Source organism: Burkholderia sp. Leaf177 (assembly GCF_001424345.1).
Taxonomy (GTDB): Bacteria; Pseudomonadota; Gammaproteobacteria; order Burkholderiales; family Burkholderiaceae; genus Caballeronia.
This window is the reverse complement of the sequence record NZ_LMPF01000012.1, coordinates 231584-249500: the sequence shown is the minus strand read 5'-3', so window position 1 is coordinate 249500 and position 17917 is coordinate 231584. Positions and strand designations below refer to the sequence as shown.

At 58.6% G+C, this 17917-nt stretch carries 16 protein-coding genes; 12 read left to right on the top strand and 4 right to left on the bottom strand.

Annotation, left to right across the window (positions count from 1 at the left end):
• Positions 1 to 124: 124 nt before the first annotated feature.
• The gene (locus ASG35_RS11980; RefSeq protein ID WP_056356840.1) at positions 125 to 1969 is read left to right on the top strand and encodes an aspartyl protease family protein; all 1845 of its coding nucleotides are present in this window, start codon (positions 125 to 127) and stop codon (positions 1967 to 1969) included.
• 108 nt (positions 1970 to 2077) lie between these two features.
• Here the strand turns inward: ASG35_RS11980 and ASG35_RS11975 are convergent, their stop codons facing one another.
• Positions 2078 to 3004, bottom strand: coding sequence for a helix-turn-helix domain-containing protein (locus ASG35_RS11975; RefSeq protein WP_056357469.1), 927 nt, complete (start codon positions 3002 to 3004; stop codon positions 2078 to 2080).
• Positions 3005 to 3184: 180 nt separating this feature from the next.
• On the opposite strand from ASG35_RS11975, the gene ASG35_RS11970 reads away from it, so the two are divergent.
• The gene (locus ASG35_RS11970; RefSeq protein ID WP_056356839.1) at positions 3185 to 3940 is read left to right on the top strand and encodes an SDR family NAD(P)-dependent oxidoreductase; all 756 of its coding nucleotides are present in this window, start codon (positions 3185 to 3187) and stop codon (positions 3938 to 3940) included.
• Between the two features lie 49 nt (positions 3941 to 3989).
• On the opposite strand, the gene ASG35_RS11965 is transcribed toward ASG35_RS11970, so the two are convergent.
• Positions 3990 to 4595 carry a TetR/AcrR family transcriptional regulator gene (locus ASG35_RS11965; protein WP_056356836.1) on the bottom strand — a complete coding sequence of 202 codons (606 nt, stop codon included), beginning with the start codon at positions 4593 to 4595 and terminating at the stop codon, positions 3990 to 3992.
• A 129-nt stretch (positions 4596 to 4724) separates the two neighbouring features.
• On the opposite strand from ASG35_RS11965, the gene ASG35_RS11960 reads away from it, so the two are divergent.
• The 8 genes from ASG35_RS11960 (at position 4725) to ASG35_RS11925 (ending at position 13603) form a co-directional block, all read left to right on the top strand.
• A complete protein-coding gene (locus tag ASG35_RS11960; RefSeq protein ID WP_056356835.1) occupies positions 4725 to 5648 on the top strand; it encodes an NAD-dependent epimerase/dehydratase family protein in 924 nt (307 codons plus the stop codon).
• Positions 5649 to 5653: 5 nt separating this feature from the next.
• Positions 5654 to 5995 carry a DoxX family protein gene (locus ASG35_RS11955; RefSeq protein ID WP_056357467.1) on the top strand — a complete coding sequence of 114 codons (342 nt, stop codon included), beginning with the start codon at positions 5654 to 5656 and terminating at the stop codon, positions 5993 to 5995.
• 349 nt (positions 5996 to 6344) lie between these two features.
• Positions 6345 to 7106: an enoyl-CoA hydratase/isomerase family protein gene (locus ASG35_RS11950; RefSeq protein WP_056356834.1), complete on the top strand. Its 762-nt coding sequence runs from the start codon at positions 6345 to 6347 to the stop codon at positions 7104 to 7106.
• A 47-nt stretch (positions 7107 to 7153) separates the two neighbouring features.
• Positions 7154 to 8215, top strand: coding sequence for an ABC transporter substrate-binding protein (locus ASG35_RS11945; RefSeq protein ID WP_056356833.1), 1062 nt, complete (start codon positions 7154 to 7156; stop codon positions 8213 to 8215).
• A 10-nt stretch (positions 8216 to 8225) separates the two neighbouring features.
• Positions 8226 to 9287, top strand: coding sequence for an ABC transporter ATP-binding protein (locus tag ASG35_RS11940; RefSeq protein WP_056356831.1), 1062 nt, complete (start codon positions 8226 to 8228; stop codon positions 9285 to 9287).
• A 24-nt stretch (positions 9288 to 9311) separates the two neighbouring features.
• Positions 9312 to 11093, top strand: coding sequence for an ABC transporter permease subunit (locus ASG35_RS11935; RefSeq protein ID WP_056356829.1), 1782 nt, complete (start codon positions 9312 to 9314; stop codon positions 11091 to 11093).
• Between the two features lie 28 nt (positions 11094 to 11121).
• A complete protein-coding gene (locus ASG35_RS11930) occupies positions 11122 to 12654 on the top strand; it encodes an AMP-binding protein (RefSeq protein WP_056356826.1) in 1533 nt (510 codons plus the stop codon).
• Positions 12655 to 12763: 109 nt separating this feature from the next.
• The gene (locus ASG35_RS11925; RefSeq protein WP_056357464.1) at positions 12764 to 13603 is read left to right on the top strand and encodes an IclR family transcriptional regulator; all 840 of its coding nucleotides are present in this window, start codon (positions 12764 to 12766) and stop codon (positions 13601 to 13603) included.
• Positions 13604 to 13723: 120 nt separating this feature from the next.
• Here the strand turns inward: ASG35_RS11925 and ASG35_RS11920 are convergent, their stop codons facing one another.
• Positions 13724 to 14470 carry an SDR family NAD(P)-dependent oxidoreductase gene (locus ASG35_RS11920; RefSeq protein ID WP_056356823.1) on the bottom strand — a complete coding sequence of 249 codons (747 nt, stop codon included), beginning with the start codon at positions 14468 to 14470 and terminating at the stop codon, positions 13724 to 13726.
• A 309-nt stretch (positions 14471 to 14779) separates the two neighbouring features.
• Entirely contained in the window at positions 14780 to 15424 is a 645-nt protein-coding gene (locus ASG35_RS11915) for a hydrolase (protein ID WP_056356820.1), read from the bottom strand.
• A 148-nt stretch (positions 15425 to 15572) separates the two neighbouring features.
• Here ASG35_RS11915 and ASG35_RS11910 point away from each other — a divergent pair, with 148 nt between their 5' ends.
• Together ASG35_RS11910 and ASG35_RS11905 are read left to right on the top strand one after the other, a co-directional pair.
• On the top strand, positions 15573 to 16454 hold the full coding sequence (locus ASG35_RS11910) for a LysR family transcriptional regulator (protein WP_056356817.1): 882 nt from the start codon (positions 15573 to 15575) through the stop codon (positions 16452 to 16454).
• A gap of 269 nt (positions 16455 to 16723) precedes the next feature.
• The gene (locus ASG35_RS11905) at positions 16724 to 17719 is read left to right on the top strand and encodes a transporter (RefSeq protein WP_082508332.1); all 996 of its coding nucleotides are present in this window, start codon (positions 16724 to 16726) and stop codon (positions 17717 to 17719) included.
• Positions 17720 to 17917: the final 198 nt, after the last annotated feature.

The following is a 17917-nucleotide window of genomic DNA, read 5'->3' as shown; positions in this document are numbered from 1 at the left end:
CAGGACGCGTATTTTTGTGCACCATAGAATTTAAGTCCCTCGACCTGTTTTGCATTACTTGCCCATGCTTGTCCCTGCCTTGCGCCGCCGGTACTGTGTTTATTCCTTTTGCCGATATCCATCTTTGATCGTATTGGTATTGACCGCTTTACTGGCCTTCAACGTGCGAGCGGATCCCGCGCAGGACGCTCTGAATGCGGGCCAGGACGTGCGCGATCAGCAAGCCAGAAAGCCGCTAAACGAGCGGACCTGCGGCCGTCCCCTGATCATCGAAGGAACGGTTCGTTCAAAGGGATTCGTTGGAAAGTTTCTTATTGCCACCGATCCTTTGAAGCGGGCGGCGACCATCCAGATAGCCGATGCCGGCCCGGCAAACTTCGGGTTCGGGGTATCGGACTCACGGGTTTGGACCAAGGACGCAAATGGTGTTGTCAGCGAAGCGGATTTCGAAGGCTTTCGCAAAGGCATTGTCAGCGATGCATATTGGTTGAGCGGTGGGATAGCAAACACCTGCTGGCCGGCAGACATCAGCTTGGTAAGAACCGAGCAAATACGAGGTGTGACAACGGATGTGCTAGACGTCCTGCCGCAAGGTGGCAAGCCGACGAGAGTTTGGGTTTCTCGCGTGACGCATCTCCCGCTGCGCTGGACTCGGAGGGACGAGCCTGACACTGCATCGACTACTTATTCAGATTATCGTCACGTTGGATCCCGGGTCATCCCGTTCAAGCAAAGCCTGGTCGATCGCGATGGCAATCAATGGGATCTAAGCAACATTCGAGTAAACACAAACGTCACCTCGGCAATGGTCGCTGAAAAGGCCAAAACACCTGATGCCACGCTGAGCGATTATTGGATCGATCAAGGCGACACCACAACCGTTCCGATGGCCGCAACCGGCCAGTCACGGATCGACGTTTTCATCAACGGGAAAGGTCCATTCAGCTTCCTGCTCGATACCGGCGGAACATTAACGATGACGCGCGCCGCCGCCGAAGCCGCTGGACTGAATCTATCCGGTGCGGGACACGACACGGGCATAGCTGGTTTTGCAATCGCGACGCAATTTTCCAGGATCGAAGATCTGCGTTTAGGGGCCGCGCATTTGCGGAACCAGTATGTTGCTGTCAGCGACTCGGCTGCAGGAGGAGCCGATCCAAAGAATGCAGGAGTTATCGGCTACGAAGTTCTTTCGCGTTTCACGACCACATTCGATTTCCCCAAGCGCACGGTGAGCTTGTCCGTCGCGCCGTATAAAGCAACGCCGGACGATCCACCCGCATCGCCGATGACACTCGACCACAGCATTCCCGTAGTCAGCGGCACGATGGGTGGCGTCGCCGATTTTTTCTGGATCGATACGGGGTTTAACGGCGCGTTGATCGTCAATCGCACGTTCAGTGTCGCTCATCCCGCAGCCGTGCCAAAGCGGCTGTTCGACACGGGCGGATCGCTAAATGGCGCCGGTGGCGGAGGATCGGTCAAGCTAGGCCGGATTCCCACAGTGACGATTGGCGGAACGACTTTCTCCGATGCCATCGGCATATTTTCAAGCTTCGATAAGGGACCAAATACGGATTCGGAATTTGCAGCCGATGTGGGCGACGCACTCCTTGGTTCCTGCGTCGTAACGTTCGACTATAAGGCGCGTCGGGTAAGGATCAAGCAGCTTGATCTGCAGGCCCGTCCCGACGTTGCGCCCTATAACAGATCAGGTTTCGATATCGCCATCGCCGACGGTAATGTTGCGATTGTGAGCCGCGTGGCAAAGGATTCTCCCGCCGACGAAACGGGACTACACGTAGGCGACCATGTGATAGAGATTAACGGGAAGGAGATCTCCGCGCCCTTGGTCTTAGCTGCGCGAGCGACACTTTTTACGCGCAGCAATGCATTGACTAGGCTTACTGTTCTTCGACGCGGTGCGGTACTCGATCTGACTATCCAACCGCGCGATTATATTCAGTGAGACGAACGAATGAGGGCCGACGGCGATCAAAGCTCGCTTGACACGAACCGCGCTCAAAGAAGCTTTCCACGGGTCTCGGGCATTTTTACATAGACGAGCAACGAAATGCTAGCGCACAAGCTTTTCAGAATATAACCGGCGATATTCGCCAGGGGAAACACCCGTTTCGGCGCGAAACAATGCCGCAAAATGGCTAGGACTGGTGTAGCCGACGGAAAGACTCACATCGACAATCTTGCACTCGCTGCCAATCAAAAGGTCCTTGGCAGTTTCGATCCGAAGACGAATGAAATAGCTGGATGGCGATTCACCAGTCGATTGTTTGAAAACGCGGCTGAAGTGAAATTCGCTAAGGCCCGCAATCTGAGAATACTCGTTCAGCATGAACGGTTGTTGCAAGCCTTTCTTCATGGCGTCGAATACGCGGTGCAGTTTGTACGCTTGCAGGCCGCCTTGAAACACCTTCTTTTTCGATGTCGTGTTTTGGTAGCTTCGAACCAAATGAATCGTCATGGCTTGGGCCAGACCGTAAATGTATTCCCTGCTTGGCTTGGCCTGTTCTATCAATTCCCGCTTGATGTGTTCAAGCAATGAAGACAGGTTTGCATCGCGCTCGCCCGATATCTCGCGAAGCCCAAACCCGGGATCTTGACGGCCGAGCGTCGCGCGGATCGCTCTTTTGAGCAGTGCCAAGCCAATATAAATATGCATTACCTCGAAGGCTTGCTTTCCTTCCGCCTTCCAACGCAACTCAGTCGGCGCCTCGGCCGTCGTGAGAAAAAAGTCGCCTGCTTCAACACGATTGGCTTGCCATTCACCGCCGGCTTGCCTCTCTTCGACCATCGCAATGCCTGAAGTCACCCACACCAGCAAAGGCTCGGGAACCGCTGGAATCACGATGCTTTCCTGATGGCGTCGTCGTGACAATAACTGCACGAAAACATCGTTAGAGGACTGCGCGTAATGCTCTTTGATAAGGCCGCCAGGTATTCGCTCCTGGAAAGCGACCGCGGATGATCGGATCGGGTCAGTCATTAACGCCTCCAAAGGCATGTCCAGTCCGATAGCAAGATTGCGATAGTAATAGCAAAGCGCCGAGCGACCCCGATCGATAACGAAGGCAATCTGGTCTCACTGATCGGCCAGCGTTCAAATGCCTTATGGAAGAGGGCGCCGGATCAATCAGCATCTCTATACATCGTAAAGGAAGACACTATGAACACGCCTTTAATCAACGAGGTTGAAGGGAAAGCGGTCATCGTAACGGGTGCGGCCAGCGGCATTGGCCGCGCCATCGCCGAGCTCCTCCACGCACGCGGTGCCTTGGTAATTGCCGAAGATATTGACCCGGCAGTCAAAGACCTGACGCGTGAAGGAATGGTGCCGTTCGTGGCGGACATCACGCAAGATGGTGTTGCAGAAAGCGTAGTTGAATTGGCAATTTCCCGATTCGGCAAGCTGGACGTCCTGGTCAACAATGCCGGACGTATCTTGTATAAGAACATTGTCGACATGACGCGAAAGGACTGGGAGTGGCAGATGGAAACCAATGTCACTGGAGCATTTTTGCATTCGCGCGAGGCAATGAAAGCGATGATGGTCAGGAAATCAGGTGCCATTGTCAACATCGCTTCGTACGCTTCTTATTTCGCGTTTCCCGGTATTGCCGCTTACACCGCGTCCAAGGGCGCATTGGCGCAACTAACGAGAACGCAGGCATTGGAAGCCATTGGTCATGGTATTCGCGTGAATGCGATCGGGGTGGGTGACGTCGTGACTAACTTGCTTAACCACTTTCGCGAAGATGGACGCGAATTCCTGGCCGAGCACGGCAAAACTGCGCCGATAGGCCGGGCGGCGAACCCCGAAGAGATAGCGGAAATCGTCGCGTTCCTGGCTTCGGATAGAGCAAGCTTTATGGTCGGCTCTGTCGTCATGGCTGACGGCGGTGCAAGCGTGCAAATCGGATAACCGAGGACTGCGAATCCGAAGCTATCGGTTCCCGTCAAGTCATCCTTTCTTAGCGAAGCGCGGCCGCCACGGCCTCGTCAATTTGCGCCGCAAACCGCGCTTCAACATTGGGCACCGCGAAGCCGATCGACAATTCCAGATACGCGTCGCCTAACACCAATTGAACAAATGTCGCGGCGCGTATGACAGCAGCCGACTCGTTCATTCGCGCTCGCAAGATGTTTGCAGCAAACGAACGCACGACCTTCGCGCCATTTTCGTAGAACACCTGGCCGAGTTCCGGAAGACGCTCGGCCTCAGCTACGATCGCGCGATATAGCCGCAGCATGTCCAGCGTAATAAGGCTGCGTGCCAGCAACCATCCCAACTCACGCAACGCGACTTCGGGCGCGTCGTCCGTTTGCTCGCCTTGAGCGCCGGCAAGCATTGCGCCCACCTGCGCGCACATCTCGCTCACCAAACCTACAAAAAGCGCCTCCTTCGACTTGAAGTGCCGATAGACCGTCTGCTTGCCGACGCCCGCGGCAGCGGCGACATCGTCCATTGTCGCCAGGCCAAAACCCTGGCTCAAGAAAACGGCTTTTGCGCCTTCGATGATGGCGGACCGCTTACGGCGTTGCAGCGGGCTCAAGTCGGGGAGAGTGGGTGTGGTCATTTCAGATAGATAACAGATCGTCGCATGGTTGACAAGACTGGTCAGTCTCGTTTAGATTTACGCAAACGAGACTGATTAGTCTCGTCGAATGAATCGTCATCTTTTCAAGCAGTTATCAAGGGGCATTCCATGGAACTATTTATTACAGGTGGTACGGGCTTTGTCGGGCAAGCAGTCGCGCGCAAGGCGATCGGTCTGGGTCATCGCGTGACTGCGCTCGTGCGCGACGAGAAGTCGATGGCCGCGGCCACGCTGGCTCGTCTCGGTGTGAACCTGCATGTCGGCGACTTGCGTGAGCCGCAGTCATTTACGGGCGCGGCCGGTGCCGCCGATGGTGTGGTGCACACCGCATCGACCAACGATGCTTCCGCCGGGGCTGTCGATGAGGCTGCGATCGTTGGCATGCTTTCGCATTTGCATCCGGGCGCGGCGTTTGTCTATACATCGGGGACCTGGGTCTACGGCAATACAAAAGGGCAGCCTGCAACTGAAGCGTCGGCGCTGAACCCCACGCCGCTTGTCGCCTGGCGGCCCGCAGTGGAGCAACAGGTTATGGCGCTGGCAGCACGCCGTTCGATTGCCGCAGTGGTCCTCAGGCCGGCGATGGTGCACGGCTACGGCGGCGGCGTCTTCGGCATGCATGCGGGCATGGTCCGTCAGACGGGCACGGTGAGGATTATCGGTCATGGTCGCAACCACTGGCCTGCTGTTCACGTCGATGATCTCGCCATGGCCTACCTGAGCGCGGTCGAGCGGGCGACAAGCGGGGACAGCCGAGTCGCGGGACAGATATTTAACGTCGTCGCGGAAGAGGCTGTTGCCATCGCCGAAATCGGTGAAGCGATTCGGGCTTCGGTCGGCGCCGAGCGCGTCGATCTTTGGCCACTCGACGATGCTCGTAAATCGCTGGGACCTTTCGCAGACGCACTGGCGCTAGATCAAACCATCAGCGGCGAGCGTGCTCGGGAAGCCCTCGTGTGGAAACCCAAAGGTCCCGGCTTGATCGCGGACCTTTCCGCGCGGGAGCACTTCCAACCGGGCAACGAAGCGTGACGACGATGTTCAGCACTCAACCCTTCGAATCGGCTCTCGCCATGATCGTAGCGGCGTTGTTCGTGATTGCCGGAATGGTCAACCTCGCGGGACTCGGCGCGGTGAAGCGCGACTTTGCGCGCTGGGGTTTTCCGGCATGGTTTCGATTGTTCTGTGGCGCTCTGGAGTTGCTCAGTGCAGCGCTTATTTTCGGACTGCACACGAGACCTTTAGGCCTCACGCTAGCCAGCGCAATCATGATTGGGACGCTTTTCACATTGCTGCGGAATCGGGAACCGTTCAAGCATCTTGCCCCGGCGCTGGTTTTCACCGCGCTCGTTGTGATTACCGCAGCGGTTCACATTTGAACGCTTTTGCCACCGAGCAAATCAGTCCCAGCAGGCGAGCCCCGCGAGCAATCCACGGGGTTTCGAACTAAGCCCATCAGCTAATCCGGCATTCAAACACAGGCCAGCCGTGGCCCGCACCTTAACTCCCGCAAGTTGAGGTTTTGCGCCGGTATCCATCTAAACATTAAGAAAGTATCTGCCGTCAGATACCTGTTTTTGCACGGACGTCAGGTGCGAAAAGGCATCGACGCGACCGGTCGCTGCTGTAACGACGGTTTTTCCGCATCGATGAAAACTCTCCCTTGCGCTCGTTTTTTACTCAACGTATATTGAATGTCACCCAACAACTATTGCGATGCGATAAAAAATGACCGAAGACATTCTGGTATCCCGCCATGACCGGGTTGCGATCATCACGCTCAATCGCCCGGACAAGCTCAACGCCTGGACCACGCCGATGCGCGAAGCAATCATCGAGGCATTGGAGCGTTTTGACGCCGACGAAGAAGTCGCCGCAATCATCATGACGGGCGCGGGCAATCGTGCCTTCTCGGCAGGGCAGGATCTCTCGGAAGCACATGATTTCGACGGGGAACGTGCGGTCGCCTGGGTCAAGGAATGGCAGCGCTACTACGCCGCGTTGCGCGGCCTGAAGAAGCCGCTGGTGATGGCGTTGAACGGCACGGCAGCGGGCTCGGCATTCCAGGTGGCGCTGCTTGGCGATATCCGCGTAGGCCATCCGGGCGTGCGCATGGGCCAGCCGGAAATCAACGCGGGCATTGCGAGTACGACCGGTCCCTGGATCATGAATTCGATGCTCGGCATGTCACGCACGATCGAACTGACGCTCACGGGCCGCCTGATGGACGCCGAAGAGTGCAAGCAGATCGGCCTCATTCATCACATTGTTGCTGAAGAAAAAGTGCTGGAAAAAGCGCTCGAGATCGCGATCGAACTGGGAAATAAACCCCCGGTTGCAATGCGTCTGGATAAACAGCGTTTCCGTGAGATGACCGAGCCGGGCTTCCAGGACTGCATTGAAGCGGGCGCCCGCATTCAGCGCGAAGCCTACGACTCGGGCGAACCCGCCCGCATGATGGAAGAGTTCTTCCGCAAGCGCGCGAAGTGAGCCGGCTGCGTTTCATCCACTGAACCATCGAGCGGGAGACCATCGCAATGACGCAACACTTCAATGAAAAGCGGCGCAGGATATTGCAGGGTGCAGGAGCGCTCGCGCTCGCGGGTGCCATGCCCGTGCTGGTTCGCGCGGACGACAAGCAGATCGTGGTGTCGGATCCGGGCGGCCCATACACCACGGCGTATCGGCAAGCGTTTTACGATCCGTTCGAAAAAGCGACGGGCATCAAGGTGGTAAGCGTCGCACGCGAGTCGCAACCGGTCGCGCAGTTCGAAGCAATGGTGAAGACGAAGAACTACGTGTGGGATGTGACGACCCTCACGCTCTCCGCTGACATTCCGTACCTCGAAGCGAAAGGCCTGATGGAACCGATCGGCCTCAAGCCGTCGGACTTCCCAGATGTGATGCCCGAAGCGATCACGCCCAACTGGCTGGGCGTGGACGTGTATTCGACCGTGCTCGCTTATCGCACCGATAAATTCCAGGCAAACGGTCCGAAATCGTGGGCGGACTTCTGGGACGTCAAGCGTTTTCCCGGTCGCCGCTGCCTGCGGCGCAGCCCGCTCGACACACTGGAGCAGGCGCTTCTCGCCGACGGTGTTCCGCTCGACAAACTCTATCCGCTCGACGTCGACCGCGCATTCAAGAGTCTCGACAAGATCAAGCCGCATGTGGCGATCTGGTGGACTTCGGGCGCTCAGTCCATGCAAGCCATTCAGAGTGGCGACGTCGATTTGATCTCGCTGTGGAACGGCCGCGCGCAGTCGGCAATCGACGGCGGTGCGCCCGTCAAGATCGTATGGAATCAAGGCCTTTATTCAATCGAAGGATGGGGTATTCCCAAAGGCACGCCGCGTGCCGAGATGGCGAAGCAGTTCGTGCGCTTCTGTGCTGACGCAAAACGTCAGGCCGTTCTTACCCAGACCTTGGCTTACGGACCGACTAATCGCAAGTCGTTCGAGGCCATCCCGCCGCAGCGCACCGCTTTGCTGCCGACCGCGCCGGACAACATCCGCGACATGAAGCTGCCGAGTCCGCAATGGTGGCAAGAGAATCGACAAAAGGTCACCGAGCGCTTCAATTCGTGGATCATTTCGTAAAGGTGCGGCGATGAGCGCAAAACTGGAAGCGATCGGACTGTCCAAGCGTTACGGCGATACCGTGGCACTCGAGCCGACCAGCCTGACCGTGCAGGCCGGCGAGTTCCTGACGCTGCTCGGTCCTTCCGGGTCGGGCAAGACCACGCTGCTGCAAATGATCTCGGGTCTCGTTGCGCCGACCGGCGGTCGCATCGAAATTGACGGGCGCGATGTGACGCACGTCGAACCGGGCAAGCGCGGCATTGGCATGGTGTTCCAGAGTTATGCGCTGTTTCCGCATATGAGCGTGTGGGACAACGTCGCCTACGGTTTGCGGATGCGGCGCAAGCCACGCGAGGAAGTGAACGAGGCGGTGCAGGGCGCTCTCGCGATGGTACGCATGAGCGAGTTCAAAGACCGGTTTCCGAAAGAGCTGTCCGGCGGCCAGCAACAACGCATTGCGCTGGCGCGTTGCTTTGCTTACCGTCCTTCGGTGATTCTGCTCGACGAACCGCTCGGCGCGCTGGACAAGAAGCTGCGTGAGCATATGCAGGCAGAGATACGTCGCCTGCACAAGGAGCTGGGTGCGACGTTTGTTTACGTGACGCACGATCAGGACGAAGCGCTCACGCTGTCAGACCGGATCTGCCTGATGAACGACGCGCGCATCGAGCAGATCGGCACGCCCGCCGATTTGTACGATCGGCCCGCTACACGCTTCGCGGCTGCTTTCATCGGCCATTCGAACCTGCTCGAAGGTGCCCTGGATGCCGCGCCCAATGCCGGTGGCGAGCCCATCCTGCTCGCAGCCGGCGGCCGCATTCCGCTGCCGCGCACCGTGAATGCCGGCCAGGCAGCGCGCCATACCTTGCTGCTGCGGCCCGAGGCGCTGCAATTCGTGGAGCCGAAGCGCGGTTTTGTCGATGGCCGTATAGAGGACATTGTGTTCTTTGGTAGCGACACGCATGTGCAACTGTCGCTCCCCGATGGCAGCGAACTTACCGCGCGCTGCTCACGCACGCTCAGCCCGCGTATTGGCGACACCGTTGGTCTGACGTGGGACCCATACCGTACCACGCTGCTTCATGCGTGAGGCTTAGCGCCGCAAAGGACTTTCATGACTATCGCCATCCGTGTGCCGCGTTCCACCGATACCCCGCGGCGGCGAAGCGCGTGGCTCGCCGCTTCGTTGCGTTTTGGTCCGGTCGTGCCGACCCTGCTGTTCCTGCTCGTGTTTTTTATCGTACCTGTCGGCGAGATCCTGCAAGGCGGACTCGTCAACAGCGACGGCACGTACGGCATCGGACAGTTCGAGCGGATTGCCCGCACGCCGGTCTACGCCAAGGTGCTCTGGATCACGTTCGGGATTTCGCTTCTCACGGCGGCGTTCTCCGTCGTGCTCGGATACCCCGTTGCATATTTGCTGAGCCGCGTCTCGGACCGCGTCCGCGAGCGCTGGCTGCTGTGGATCATGCTGCCGTTCTGGACCAGTTACCTTGTCAAGACCTACGCATGGATGCTGCTGTTATCGAAGACCGGCGTTCTTTCTTCAATAGCACTTGCACTCGGCCTCGTGCATGAGACGACCGGCACGATTCCTTCGCTCACAGGCGTGCTGATCGGCATGGTGCATTCCATGCTGCCGCTTGCCGTGATGACGATGCTACCGGTCATGCGCGGTATCGACGAACGCCTTTCGCAGGCCGCCGAAACCCTCGGCGCCGAGCGCAGCACGAGCTTTTTCACGATGTTCCTGCCGCTCTCGTCGCCTGGCGTGGCCGCTGCCGGATTGCTCGTGTTTGTCTCCAGCCTCGGGTTTTTCATCGTGCCCGCGCTCCTCGGTTCGCCACGCGAGACCATGATTGCGCAACTGGTGATTTCCTCCGTGCTCGAATTGTTCGACATGCATTTTGCCGGCGCGCTTTCCACGGTGCTGCTGATATGTTCGATCGCCATTTTCTTTCTATATGACCGCGTGGTCGGTCTGACGTCGCTGACCGGTGAAGTGCGCGAGCGACAACGCGCATCGCGTGCGCAAGGGTTCAAACTCGCACTGCTGATCTGGGCCGGACGGATCTCTGCGCCGCTCGCGCGGCGGCGTGCATCGTTCCGGCAAGGCGAGGGCGTGCGTCTCTTCAGCCCGCTCGGCCTGTTTACCGTGGCTGTCCTGATCGTGCTGGTCGTGCCTGTACTCTCGGTGATTCCCTATGCGTTCACGCGCGGCGACTTCATCGCGTTTCCTCCAAAGCTCTTCAGTCTGCGCTGGTTTGGCACTTTCCTCGGATCGTCGGTCTGGCAAAGCGCGGTGATCCGCTCGTTCGTGGTGGGACTCGGTACAGCCGTGCTTTCGGTCGTGCTCGGATTCAGCGCGACGCTCGCGATGACGCGCATGCAACCGCGCGCAGTCAAACCGATTTTCGCGTTGATGGTCGCACCGCTGATCGTGCCGCGTATTGTGGTTGCGGTCGGGCTGCTGTATCTGCTCAGCCGCTTCGGGCTTACAGGAACCAACACCGGTCTGATCATCGGCCATACCGTGCTGGCGATTCCGTATGTGGTCGTGACGCTCGCGGCCGGCTTCCAGCGCTTCGACTGGCGTCTGGACGACGCGGCCCGCGTCATGGGCGCTTCTTCTTTACAGCGAATCCGCACCGTGGTGCTGCCACTTCTGCTGGCGAGCGTAAGCGCGGCTTTCCTGTTTGCTTTCCTCGTGTCGTTCGACGACCTGACCATCGCCATCTTCGTGAGCGGCGGAATCAACACGACGCTGCCCAAGCAGATGTGGGACGACATTCAGCTGGCGATCACACCAACGCTTGCGGCTGTATCGACCACGCTCGTGGTTCTGATCGCCATCGTGATTTCCGTTTCCTCATGGCTCAAGCGCCGCGCGCGCTGACTCTGCACATTCGACGACTCAAATACACATGCATTGCTATCCAGATTATTTTCCACATCGTCATTCGCAAGATGAACTCGATTGCGTTGCGCTGCTGGCGCAGGGTGTCACCGCCGATCCCGCGCGCGTCTTCCTGCATTACGAAAACCGCGCCATCCGCTGCGACGAAGCCGCGCGGGAAATCGCGCGGCTACAGATCTGGCTGGCGAACGCTGGACTTGAAAAGGGCGATCGTGTTGCAGTGATGCTTGGAAACAGTCCGGAGCACATCTATCTGATTTACGCGCTGGTGCTGAGCGGAATCGTATGGGTGCCGGTCAATACCCGGCTTCGCGGAGCAGGTCTCGAATACCTGCTGCAGCATGCCGAGCCGAGTTTGTTTGTAACTGATCAGGAGTTCGATGCAATCGCCGCGCAGATCGATTGCGGCAACGCACGACGCGTGCGCATTCCGGATTCCGATGCACACGTCGAGGCGACTGCGCTGCGCACTCCCGCCATCGATGTGCACGATCCGCTTTGTGTCATTTATACGTCCGGCACGACGGGCGCGCCGAAGGGCGTGCTCTTCACGCACCGGATGATGCGCATTGCCAGCGAAGCGGCCCTGATGGTTGCCGATGTGCGTCCCGGCGATCGCCTATTCATGTGGGAGCCGCTGTGCCATATCGGCGGCGCGCAAATGCTGTTGCTGCCATTTCTTGCGCCCGTTGCGCTGCATGTGGTGCCGCGTTTTTCGGCGTCGCAGTTCTGGTCGCAGGTGACACGCGCGAACGCTACGCAATTGCATTATCTGGGCGGCGTGCTCGACATCCTGATGCAATTGCCGATCGATGCACAGCCGCGTGAGCATGCTCTGCGCGTGGCGTGGGGCGCGGGTGTCGGCGCTGCCGCGTGGCACGCCACGCAAGAACGCCTGGGCGTAAAGCTGCGGGAATGCTACGGCATGACGGAATGCTCCAGCTTCGCCACGCTGAACGCGACGGGCAAACCGGGTTCGATCGGAAAGGCGCTGCCCTGGTTCGATCTCGAATTGCTGGATGAAAATGGACAGCCTGTCGCGGACGGCGAGCCTGGGGAAATCGTGTTGACGAGCAAAGTGCAAGGCGCGCTGCTGCCTGCCTATCTCAAGAACGAGGAGGCGACCCGGGCGGCGCTGCGCAACGGCAAGCTGCACACCGGCGATCACGCGCGACGCGATGCCGATGGCGACCTGTTTTTTGTCGGACGGCGAACCGACAGCATGCGGGTGCGTGGCGAGAACGTATCGGCATGGGAGATCGAGCGTGTGTTTGCCGGGCATCCGGCGGTCAAGGCGAGCGCTGCAATTGGCGTGGCCACTTCGGTGGGAGAGCAGGATATTTTGCTCGATGTGCAATTCAAGGACGAGGCCATAGACTGGCACGCGCTGAATGCCTGGGCCTCCGAGCGTTTAGCGAGTTTTCAGCTGCCGCGCTATTACCGGGCGGTCGAGCAGTTCGAACTTACCGCCAGCGAACGTGTTCGCAAGCATCTGCTTTCGCGCGATGTGGGCAATGCCTGGGATCGGCTGCGTCATTAAGCTTGGATTCAAAGGGAAGAAGTGCGTCGGCGGGTTATCTCTATCTGATAGCCATTCACCGGCATGCGATAATAACGGTCCGCGCCTGACTGAAGCTGAGAACAAAAACGTGAGATCCGCACCGCCTACAGCCCGCCGCAAGCCCAACGCATCGCTCGCAACTTCCGGCGAGGAAAAGGCGACCGATCCAACGGATTCGTCGCTCTTTGTGCAATCGGTCGAGAAGGCAATGCGGGTGCTGACCGCTTTCGACGGCAGCAAGCGGCAATTATCGCTTTCGGAAATATCCGCGCTGACCGGCTTCGACATGAGCGCCACGCAGCGCTTTACGTTCACGCTGTCGGCTCTTGGCTACCTGTTCAAAGACCCGGACAGCCGCAAGTACGAACTGTCGCCCAAGCTGCTCGACTTCACTTACCACTATCTGACGTCGAACGAACTGGTGAGCCGGGCGACTCCGTATCTTCAGCAACTCGGGTCTGAAACGGAAGAGGCCACCAACCTGACGGTGCTCGACGACGCCGACATCGTCTTCGTGCTCCGTATTGTGAGCCGCAACGTGTTCAATGCGCACGTCATCACGGGCTCGCGTTTGCCGGCCTATTGCACGGCGCCGGGTCTTGCCATTCTTGCGACGCTTTCGGACGGAGAAGTCGACGATATCCTGTCGCGCACCAATCTTGTCCAGCACACATCGTCCACGGTGCATCAGCCGCGCAAGATCAAGGAGCGGCTCGTGCAGATTCGCAAGCAGGGCTACGCGCATACGGAGGACGAATATTTCGTCGCCGATATCTCGACTGCCGCGGCCATTACCAACGCGCATGGGCGCGGAATCGGCGCTGTGAATATCGCGGTTGCACGCTCGCGCTGGCACGCCGATCGCGACGAACAGCGTTTCGCGGATCTGGTGGTGTCGACGGCATCGGCTATTTCTGTCCGGCGATAAAAAGCCCAAGTTTTCCGGCGTTGCGGAATACAAGGTTGCTCATATATGTCACGTCGCCTTGGAAGGCCGAGCTTTCAAGGCGACGTGAAGGGCATTTGCCAAGCGATAAAAAACGTTGCTTTACTGCAGACCGCCTGCAACGTTCAAATGATCGCCGGTGATCCAGGCTGCTTCATCCGATGCCAGAAATACCGCGACGCGCGCAATGTCTACTGGTTGTCCGGCGCGGCCGAGCGGCGTCATCGAGACCATTCCCTTCTCCATATCCGAGCCGGTGATGCCGCTGCTATGCGTGCCTTCGGTTTCCGTGTAGCCGGGGCGAATTGCGTTGACGCGAATCCCTTTCGGCCCGAGTTCTTTGGCAAGCACGCTGGTGATTCCGTCGATGGCGCTTTTCGTGCCCGTGTACACCGCCGTCGCTGCCGGCGTCAGCGAAGTGATCGCCGAGCCAATGTTGATGACGCTTGCGCCTTCGCCCAGATGTTTCACGGCGGCTTGCGTCACCAGCAGCGTGCCGAGCACGTTAGTGTTGAACTGGCGATGAAACTCTTCTGCCGTGATTTCCTCGATCGGCGCGAACGCATAGACGCCTGAGTTGTTCACGACAATATCGAGGCGCCCGAATTTATCGATTGCCGTTTGCACCAGCCTGGCGGCATCGGTTGCCTGGGTAACGTCGCCGCCCGCGACCACCGCGCGCCCGCCGCTTCCCTCGATGTCCGATACCACCGCTTGTGCGCCCGCCTGGCTGCTCGAATAAGCCACCACGACCGCAGCGCCTTCGGCTGCCAATGCCTTGGCGATTGCGGCACCGATTCCCTTCGATGCGCCCGTGACCAGTGCGACCTTTCCTTGTAGCTTGCTCATGATTTTTCCTGTGTTTGTTGGTCGGCTTTATTGCCGGATACCGAAACATTCATGCGATAACGTGCAAGGTACAAGTATTGATCTGAGCGAAAAAGGCCCTGCGGCCGAATTGACCATTCGGTTATGACGAACACTGCCAATTCAGCGGCGGGCTGTATGTTCAGTCAAATCGAGCGCAGCGTTAGCCTGGCGTTAGCGTGCTTCCCTGGCTGAACGGCGAACCCATATGAAGGGAATGACCTCGCCGACGCGGACCGACTGCGTGGATCACCGAGCGCGTGTGCTGCGTCATTCCCTCGAAGCCTTGACTTAAGCGGTGACCGGCGTGTTGAGAAGCTGCTGCTCCCAGAAATACGCAATGCCGCTGCCGGCAGCGTGCTGGCTCAATACATCGGTCATCGCGCCAGCAGTTTCGGTACGAGCCCAGTCGCGTTGCCATTCGGCCGCCAGCGCCAGCCAGGTCATCATGTTCGCTCCCGCCGCGATCATGCGCTGTATGGCGACCTGGTGCGCCTCAACGGATGTACCGCCCGATGCGTCCGTGATCACCGTCGTATCCCAGCCTTCGCCGAGCGCCTGAATCACGGGCATCGCCACACAGATTTCGGTCCACAGACCCGCGATGATCAATTGCTTGCGGCCGGTCGCCTTGACGGCGTCCACGACTTTCTTGTCTTCCCACGTGTTGATGAAGGTGCGGTCGATCACTTCCTGGCCCGGGAAGACGTCGGTGATCTGCGGGAAGAGCAAACCACCGCGTGCGGCAACCACGCTCGTAAGGATGGTCGGAACGCCAAAGAGTTTCGCCGACTTTGCCAGGGCGGTCGACGCGTTGACCACGGCCTGAGGATCGTGGCTGTTCAGGTTGGCAAGTTGATATGGCTGATGGTCGATCAGTACAAGGACGGAATCTTCGGCGCGTAGAAGTGATTTGAGTCCATTGCGAAACGTCATGAAAAATCCTTTGCGGTTATGGAAAATAGTGGATGGATCGTCGGCAGATGTGCCGCCACGCGGGCGGCGAAACACATGTTGTCATTCCTGTTTTCGGGACGGTAGACTGCATTACTGCCACGCTGTGTCGCGAAAAGAGGAACACCAAGTGGATATCGAAGAACTCGAGACGTTTGTGGAGGTCGCCGACTCAGGCGGCGTTTCTCCCGCCGCACGCCGGTTGGGAGTGGCAAAATCCATCGTCAGCCGGAGACTGCTGCGGCTTGAAACAGAACTTGGCGTCCAGCTGCTCGCCAGAACAACACGCGGCGCGGCGCTGACGGAAGCGGGCACCGCTTTTCGCCACTACGCCGCGCGTGTCGTAGCCGAAATCGACGCGGCCAAAGAGACGATTTCAACCGATGGCGACTTGCGCGGCCGCTTGCGAATCGCCGCGCCGCTCACGTTCGGCCCGACCCACCTGGCACCTGTTCTGGCCGACATGGCGCGGCGTCACCCCTTGCTGCACATTCACGCCAGCTACAGTGATCGCATGGTCGACCTGGTTGGCGAAGGATATGACTGCGCGATTCGGATCGGCTACCTTCCGGATTCAAATCTCATCGCGAAGTGCGTTGGACCCATCCGCGGAAAACTCGTCGCAAGCCCCGGCTACGTCAAATCGCACGGCGAGCCTGAATCACCGGACGAACTCTCCGGGCATCAGGCCTTGATGCAGGGCACGGAAAGCTGGCGGTTCATGGATGGCGACAAGGTCATAACCGTCCATCCGCGAGGACGCTTCAAGGCCGACAACGCCGTCGCCATGGTTGCCGCTGCAGTAGCGGGGCTGGGGCTCGCATGGCTCCCGGATGGCGTGACGGACCAATACGTTGCGTCGGGAGCGCTGGTGCCGGTCATGTGCCGTTTTCCGCCACCCACGGCGGGCATATACGTTGTGCGGCCAGCCGGTCAACATCCCTCCGCAAAAGTCCGGATCCTGACCGACATGTTGATCGCGTGTTTCGACGAGCACACTCAGCCGACTTGACCGGTGGTGAAGGGTGCTTCATGGCATCTCAGGTCGGCACCGTTTGGTTTCGAAGCCGGATGCAACAACTCAAAAACGCAATTGACCGCACGTTTGATTCCGTATATCGGTCTCGATAACGCTCAACCGTCCGCTAAGCCTGACATCGTCTTGCAAATGAGACGGGCCCGCAGCCGGGCGAGGACTTGTATTGACTGAATAGCGACTCCGTAACCGTAAGCCCCATATTTCCAAGGTGTCTTTAATCATCCTTTGTTGAGACAACGACGATGAGCATCGAATCCGAAACAGACGCGGGTGCTCTTCGATCACGCAGAGTCCATCGACTACTGCGCCTTGCGATTGCTACCGTCACAGCAACCGCGTGGATAACCGCTGCAAACGCGACTGAATCCGCTTTGGGCCGCCCGGTCGCCGGCATGAGCGTACTGTCCGGAATTGGAATCGTGCCGCCCGAGCCGGTTACGCTGGTGAGCATCGAGCAGATTTATATCGATGGTTCGATTGGAGCAAACAGATCCGTGCCGATTGCCGGCAAAGCGTCTCTTGGCGTCGATGCGCAAGTTGCGTTCACGCTTGCCAGTGTTCTAAGGGTGTGGGGAGGTGCCGGCGGCTGGGATTTTGCATCCGGCATTACCGTTCCCTACGTCTGGACCGAAGTTACGGCATCGTTTGCTGCCGGCCGTTTAGGGACATCGGGCAGTGACAGGGCGTCAAACCTGTTCGACCTGTATTTCACGCCGATCGTCGCGGGCTACCACTTCTCTCAAACTGCTCATATTTCACTGAGCTTCAACTTCTGGGCGCCCACTGGTCACTACGATCCAAACGCGCTGGCCAACGCCAGTCTCAACAACTGGACCTTCGTCCCGCAAGTCGCCTTCACCAAGTTCGTTCCGAAATACGGACTGGAATTCGATGTCGTCGGCAGCCTTGAGTTCTATACAAAAAACACGTCGACAAACTATCAGAACGCTCCGCTTTTCACGCTCGACGCATTGGCTCTGAAGAAGTTTGCGAACGGAGTTGGCGTGGGGGTGGTGTTGGGTACGGTTCAGCAACTCGGGAACGATTCCGGGCCGGTTGCGGACAAGCTGAACGGCTTTGTCGGACACGATTTTTCAATGGGCCCGATCATCACCTACAGCACGAAAATAGACGGCAAACCCTTGTCGGCGAGTTTGCGATGGGTTCCGTCGATTGTCAGCGTGAATCGGCTGAAGAGCACGACAAGTGTGATGGCAACGGCGACTGTGGCGTTTTAAGCCTTGGTAGCTAGCGTCGTATGGAGCGCGCCCGGGTTTTACCTGCTGGTCGGCGCCAACAAGAATGCCGCAAAACAACTCCCGCCTCTTTGAACCGGTCGCCTATCGGCGGAACCGCGGCTTGCGTGTATCTTTCAGGTACGCCACATTTCCAGGCATTCCAGCCTCGAGCCATTCGACTCGGGCCGAAAAGATCCG

What these genes read in the sequence shown, in the direction of transcription:
- ASG35_RS11975 (WP_056357469.1), bottom strand. Translation starts at nt 3,004, where the DNA reads ATGACTGACCCGATCCGATCATCCGCGGTCGCTTTCCAGGAGCGAATA.
- ASG35_RS11970 (WP_056356839.1), top strand. Translation starts at nt 3,185, where the DNA reads ATGAACACGCCTTTAATCAACGAGGTTGAAGGGAAAGCGGTCATCGTA.
- ASG35_RS11965 (WP_056356836.1), bottom strand. Translation starts at nt 4,595, where the DNA reads ATGACCACACCCACTCTCCCCGACTTGAGCCCGCTGCAACGCCGTAAG.
- ASG35_RS11960 (WP_056356835.1), top strand. Translation starts at nt 4,725, where the DNA reads ATGGAACTATTTATTACAGGTGGTACGGGCTTTGTCGGGCAAGCAGTC.
- ASG35_RS11955 (WP_056357467.1), top strand. Translation starts at nt 5,654, where the DNA reads ATGTTCAGCACTCAACCCTTCGAATCGGCTCTCGCCATGATCGTAGCG.
- ASG35_RS11950 (WP_056356834.1), top strand. Translation starts at nt 6,345, where the DNA reads ATGACCGAAGACATTCTGGTATCCCGCCATGACCGGGTTGCGATCATC.
- ASG35_RS11945 (WP_056356833.1), top strand. Translation starts at nt 7,154, where the DNA reads ATGACGCAACACTTCAATGAAAAGCGGCGCAGGATATTGCAGGGTGCA.
- ASG35_RS11940 (WP_056356831.1), top strand. Translation starts at nt 8,226, where the DNA reads ATGAGCGCAAAACTGGAAGCGATCGGACTGTCCAAGCGTTACGGCGAT.
- ASG35_RS11935 (WP_056356829.1), top strand. Translation starts at nt 9,312, where the DNA reads ATGACTATCGCCATCCGTGTGCCGCGTTCCACCGATACCCCGCGGCGG.
- ASG35_RS11930 (WP_056356826.1), top strand. Translation starts at nt 11,122, where the DNA reads ATGCATTGCTATCCAGATTATTTTCCACATCGTCATTCGCAAGATGAA.
- ASG35_RS11920 (WP_056356823.1), bottom strand. Translation starts at nt 14,470, where the DNA reads ATGAGCAAGCTACAAGGAAAGGTCGCACTGGTCACGGGCGCATCGAAG.
- ASG35_RS11915 (WP_056356820.1), bottom strand. Translation starts at nt 15,424, where the DNA reads ATGACGTTTCGCAATGGACTCAAATCACTTCTACGCGCCGAAGATTCC.
- ASG35_RS11905 (WP_082508332.1), top strand. Translation starts at nt 16,724, where the DNA reads ATGAGCATCGAATCCGAAACAGACGCGGGTGCTCTTCGATCACGCAGA.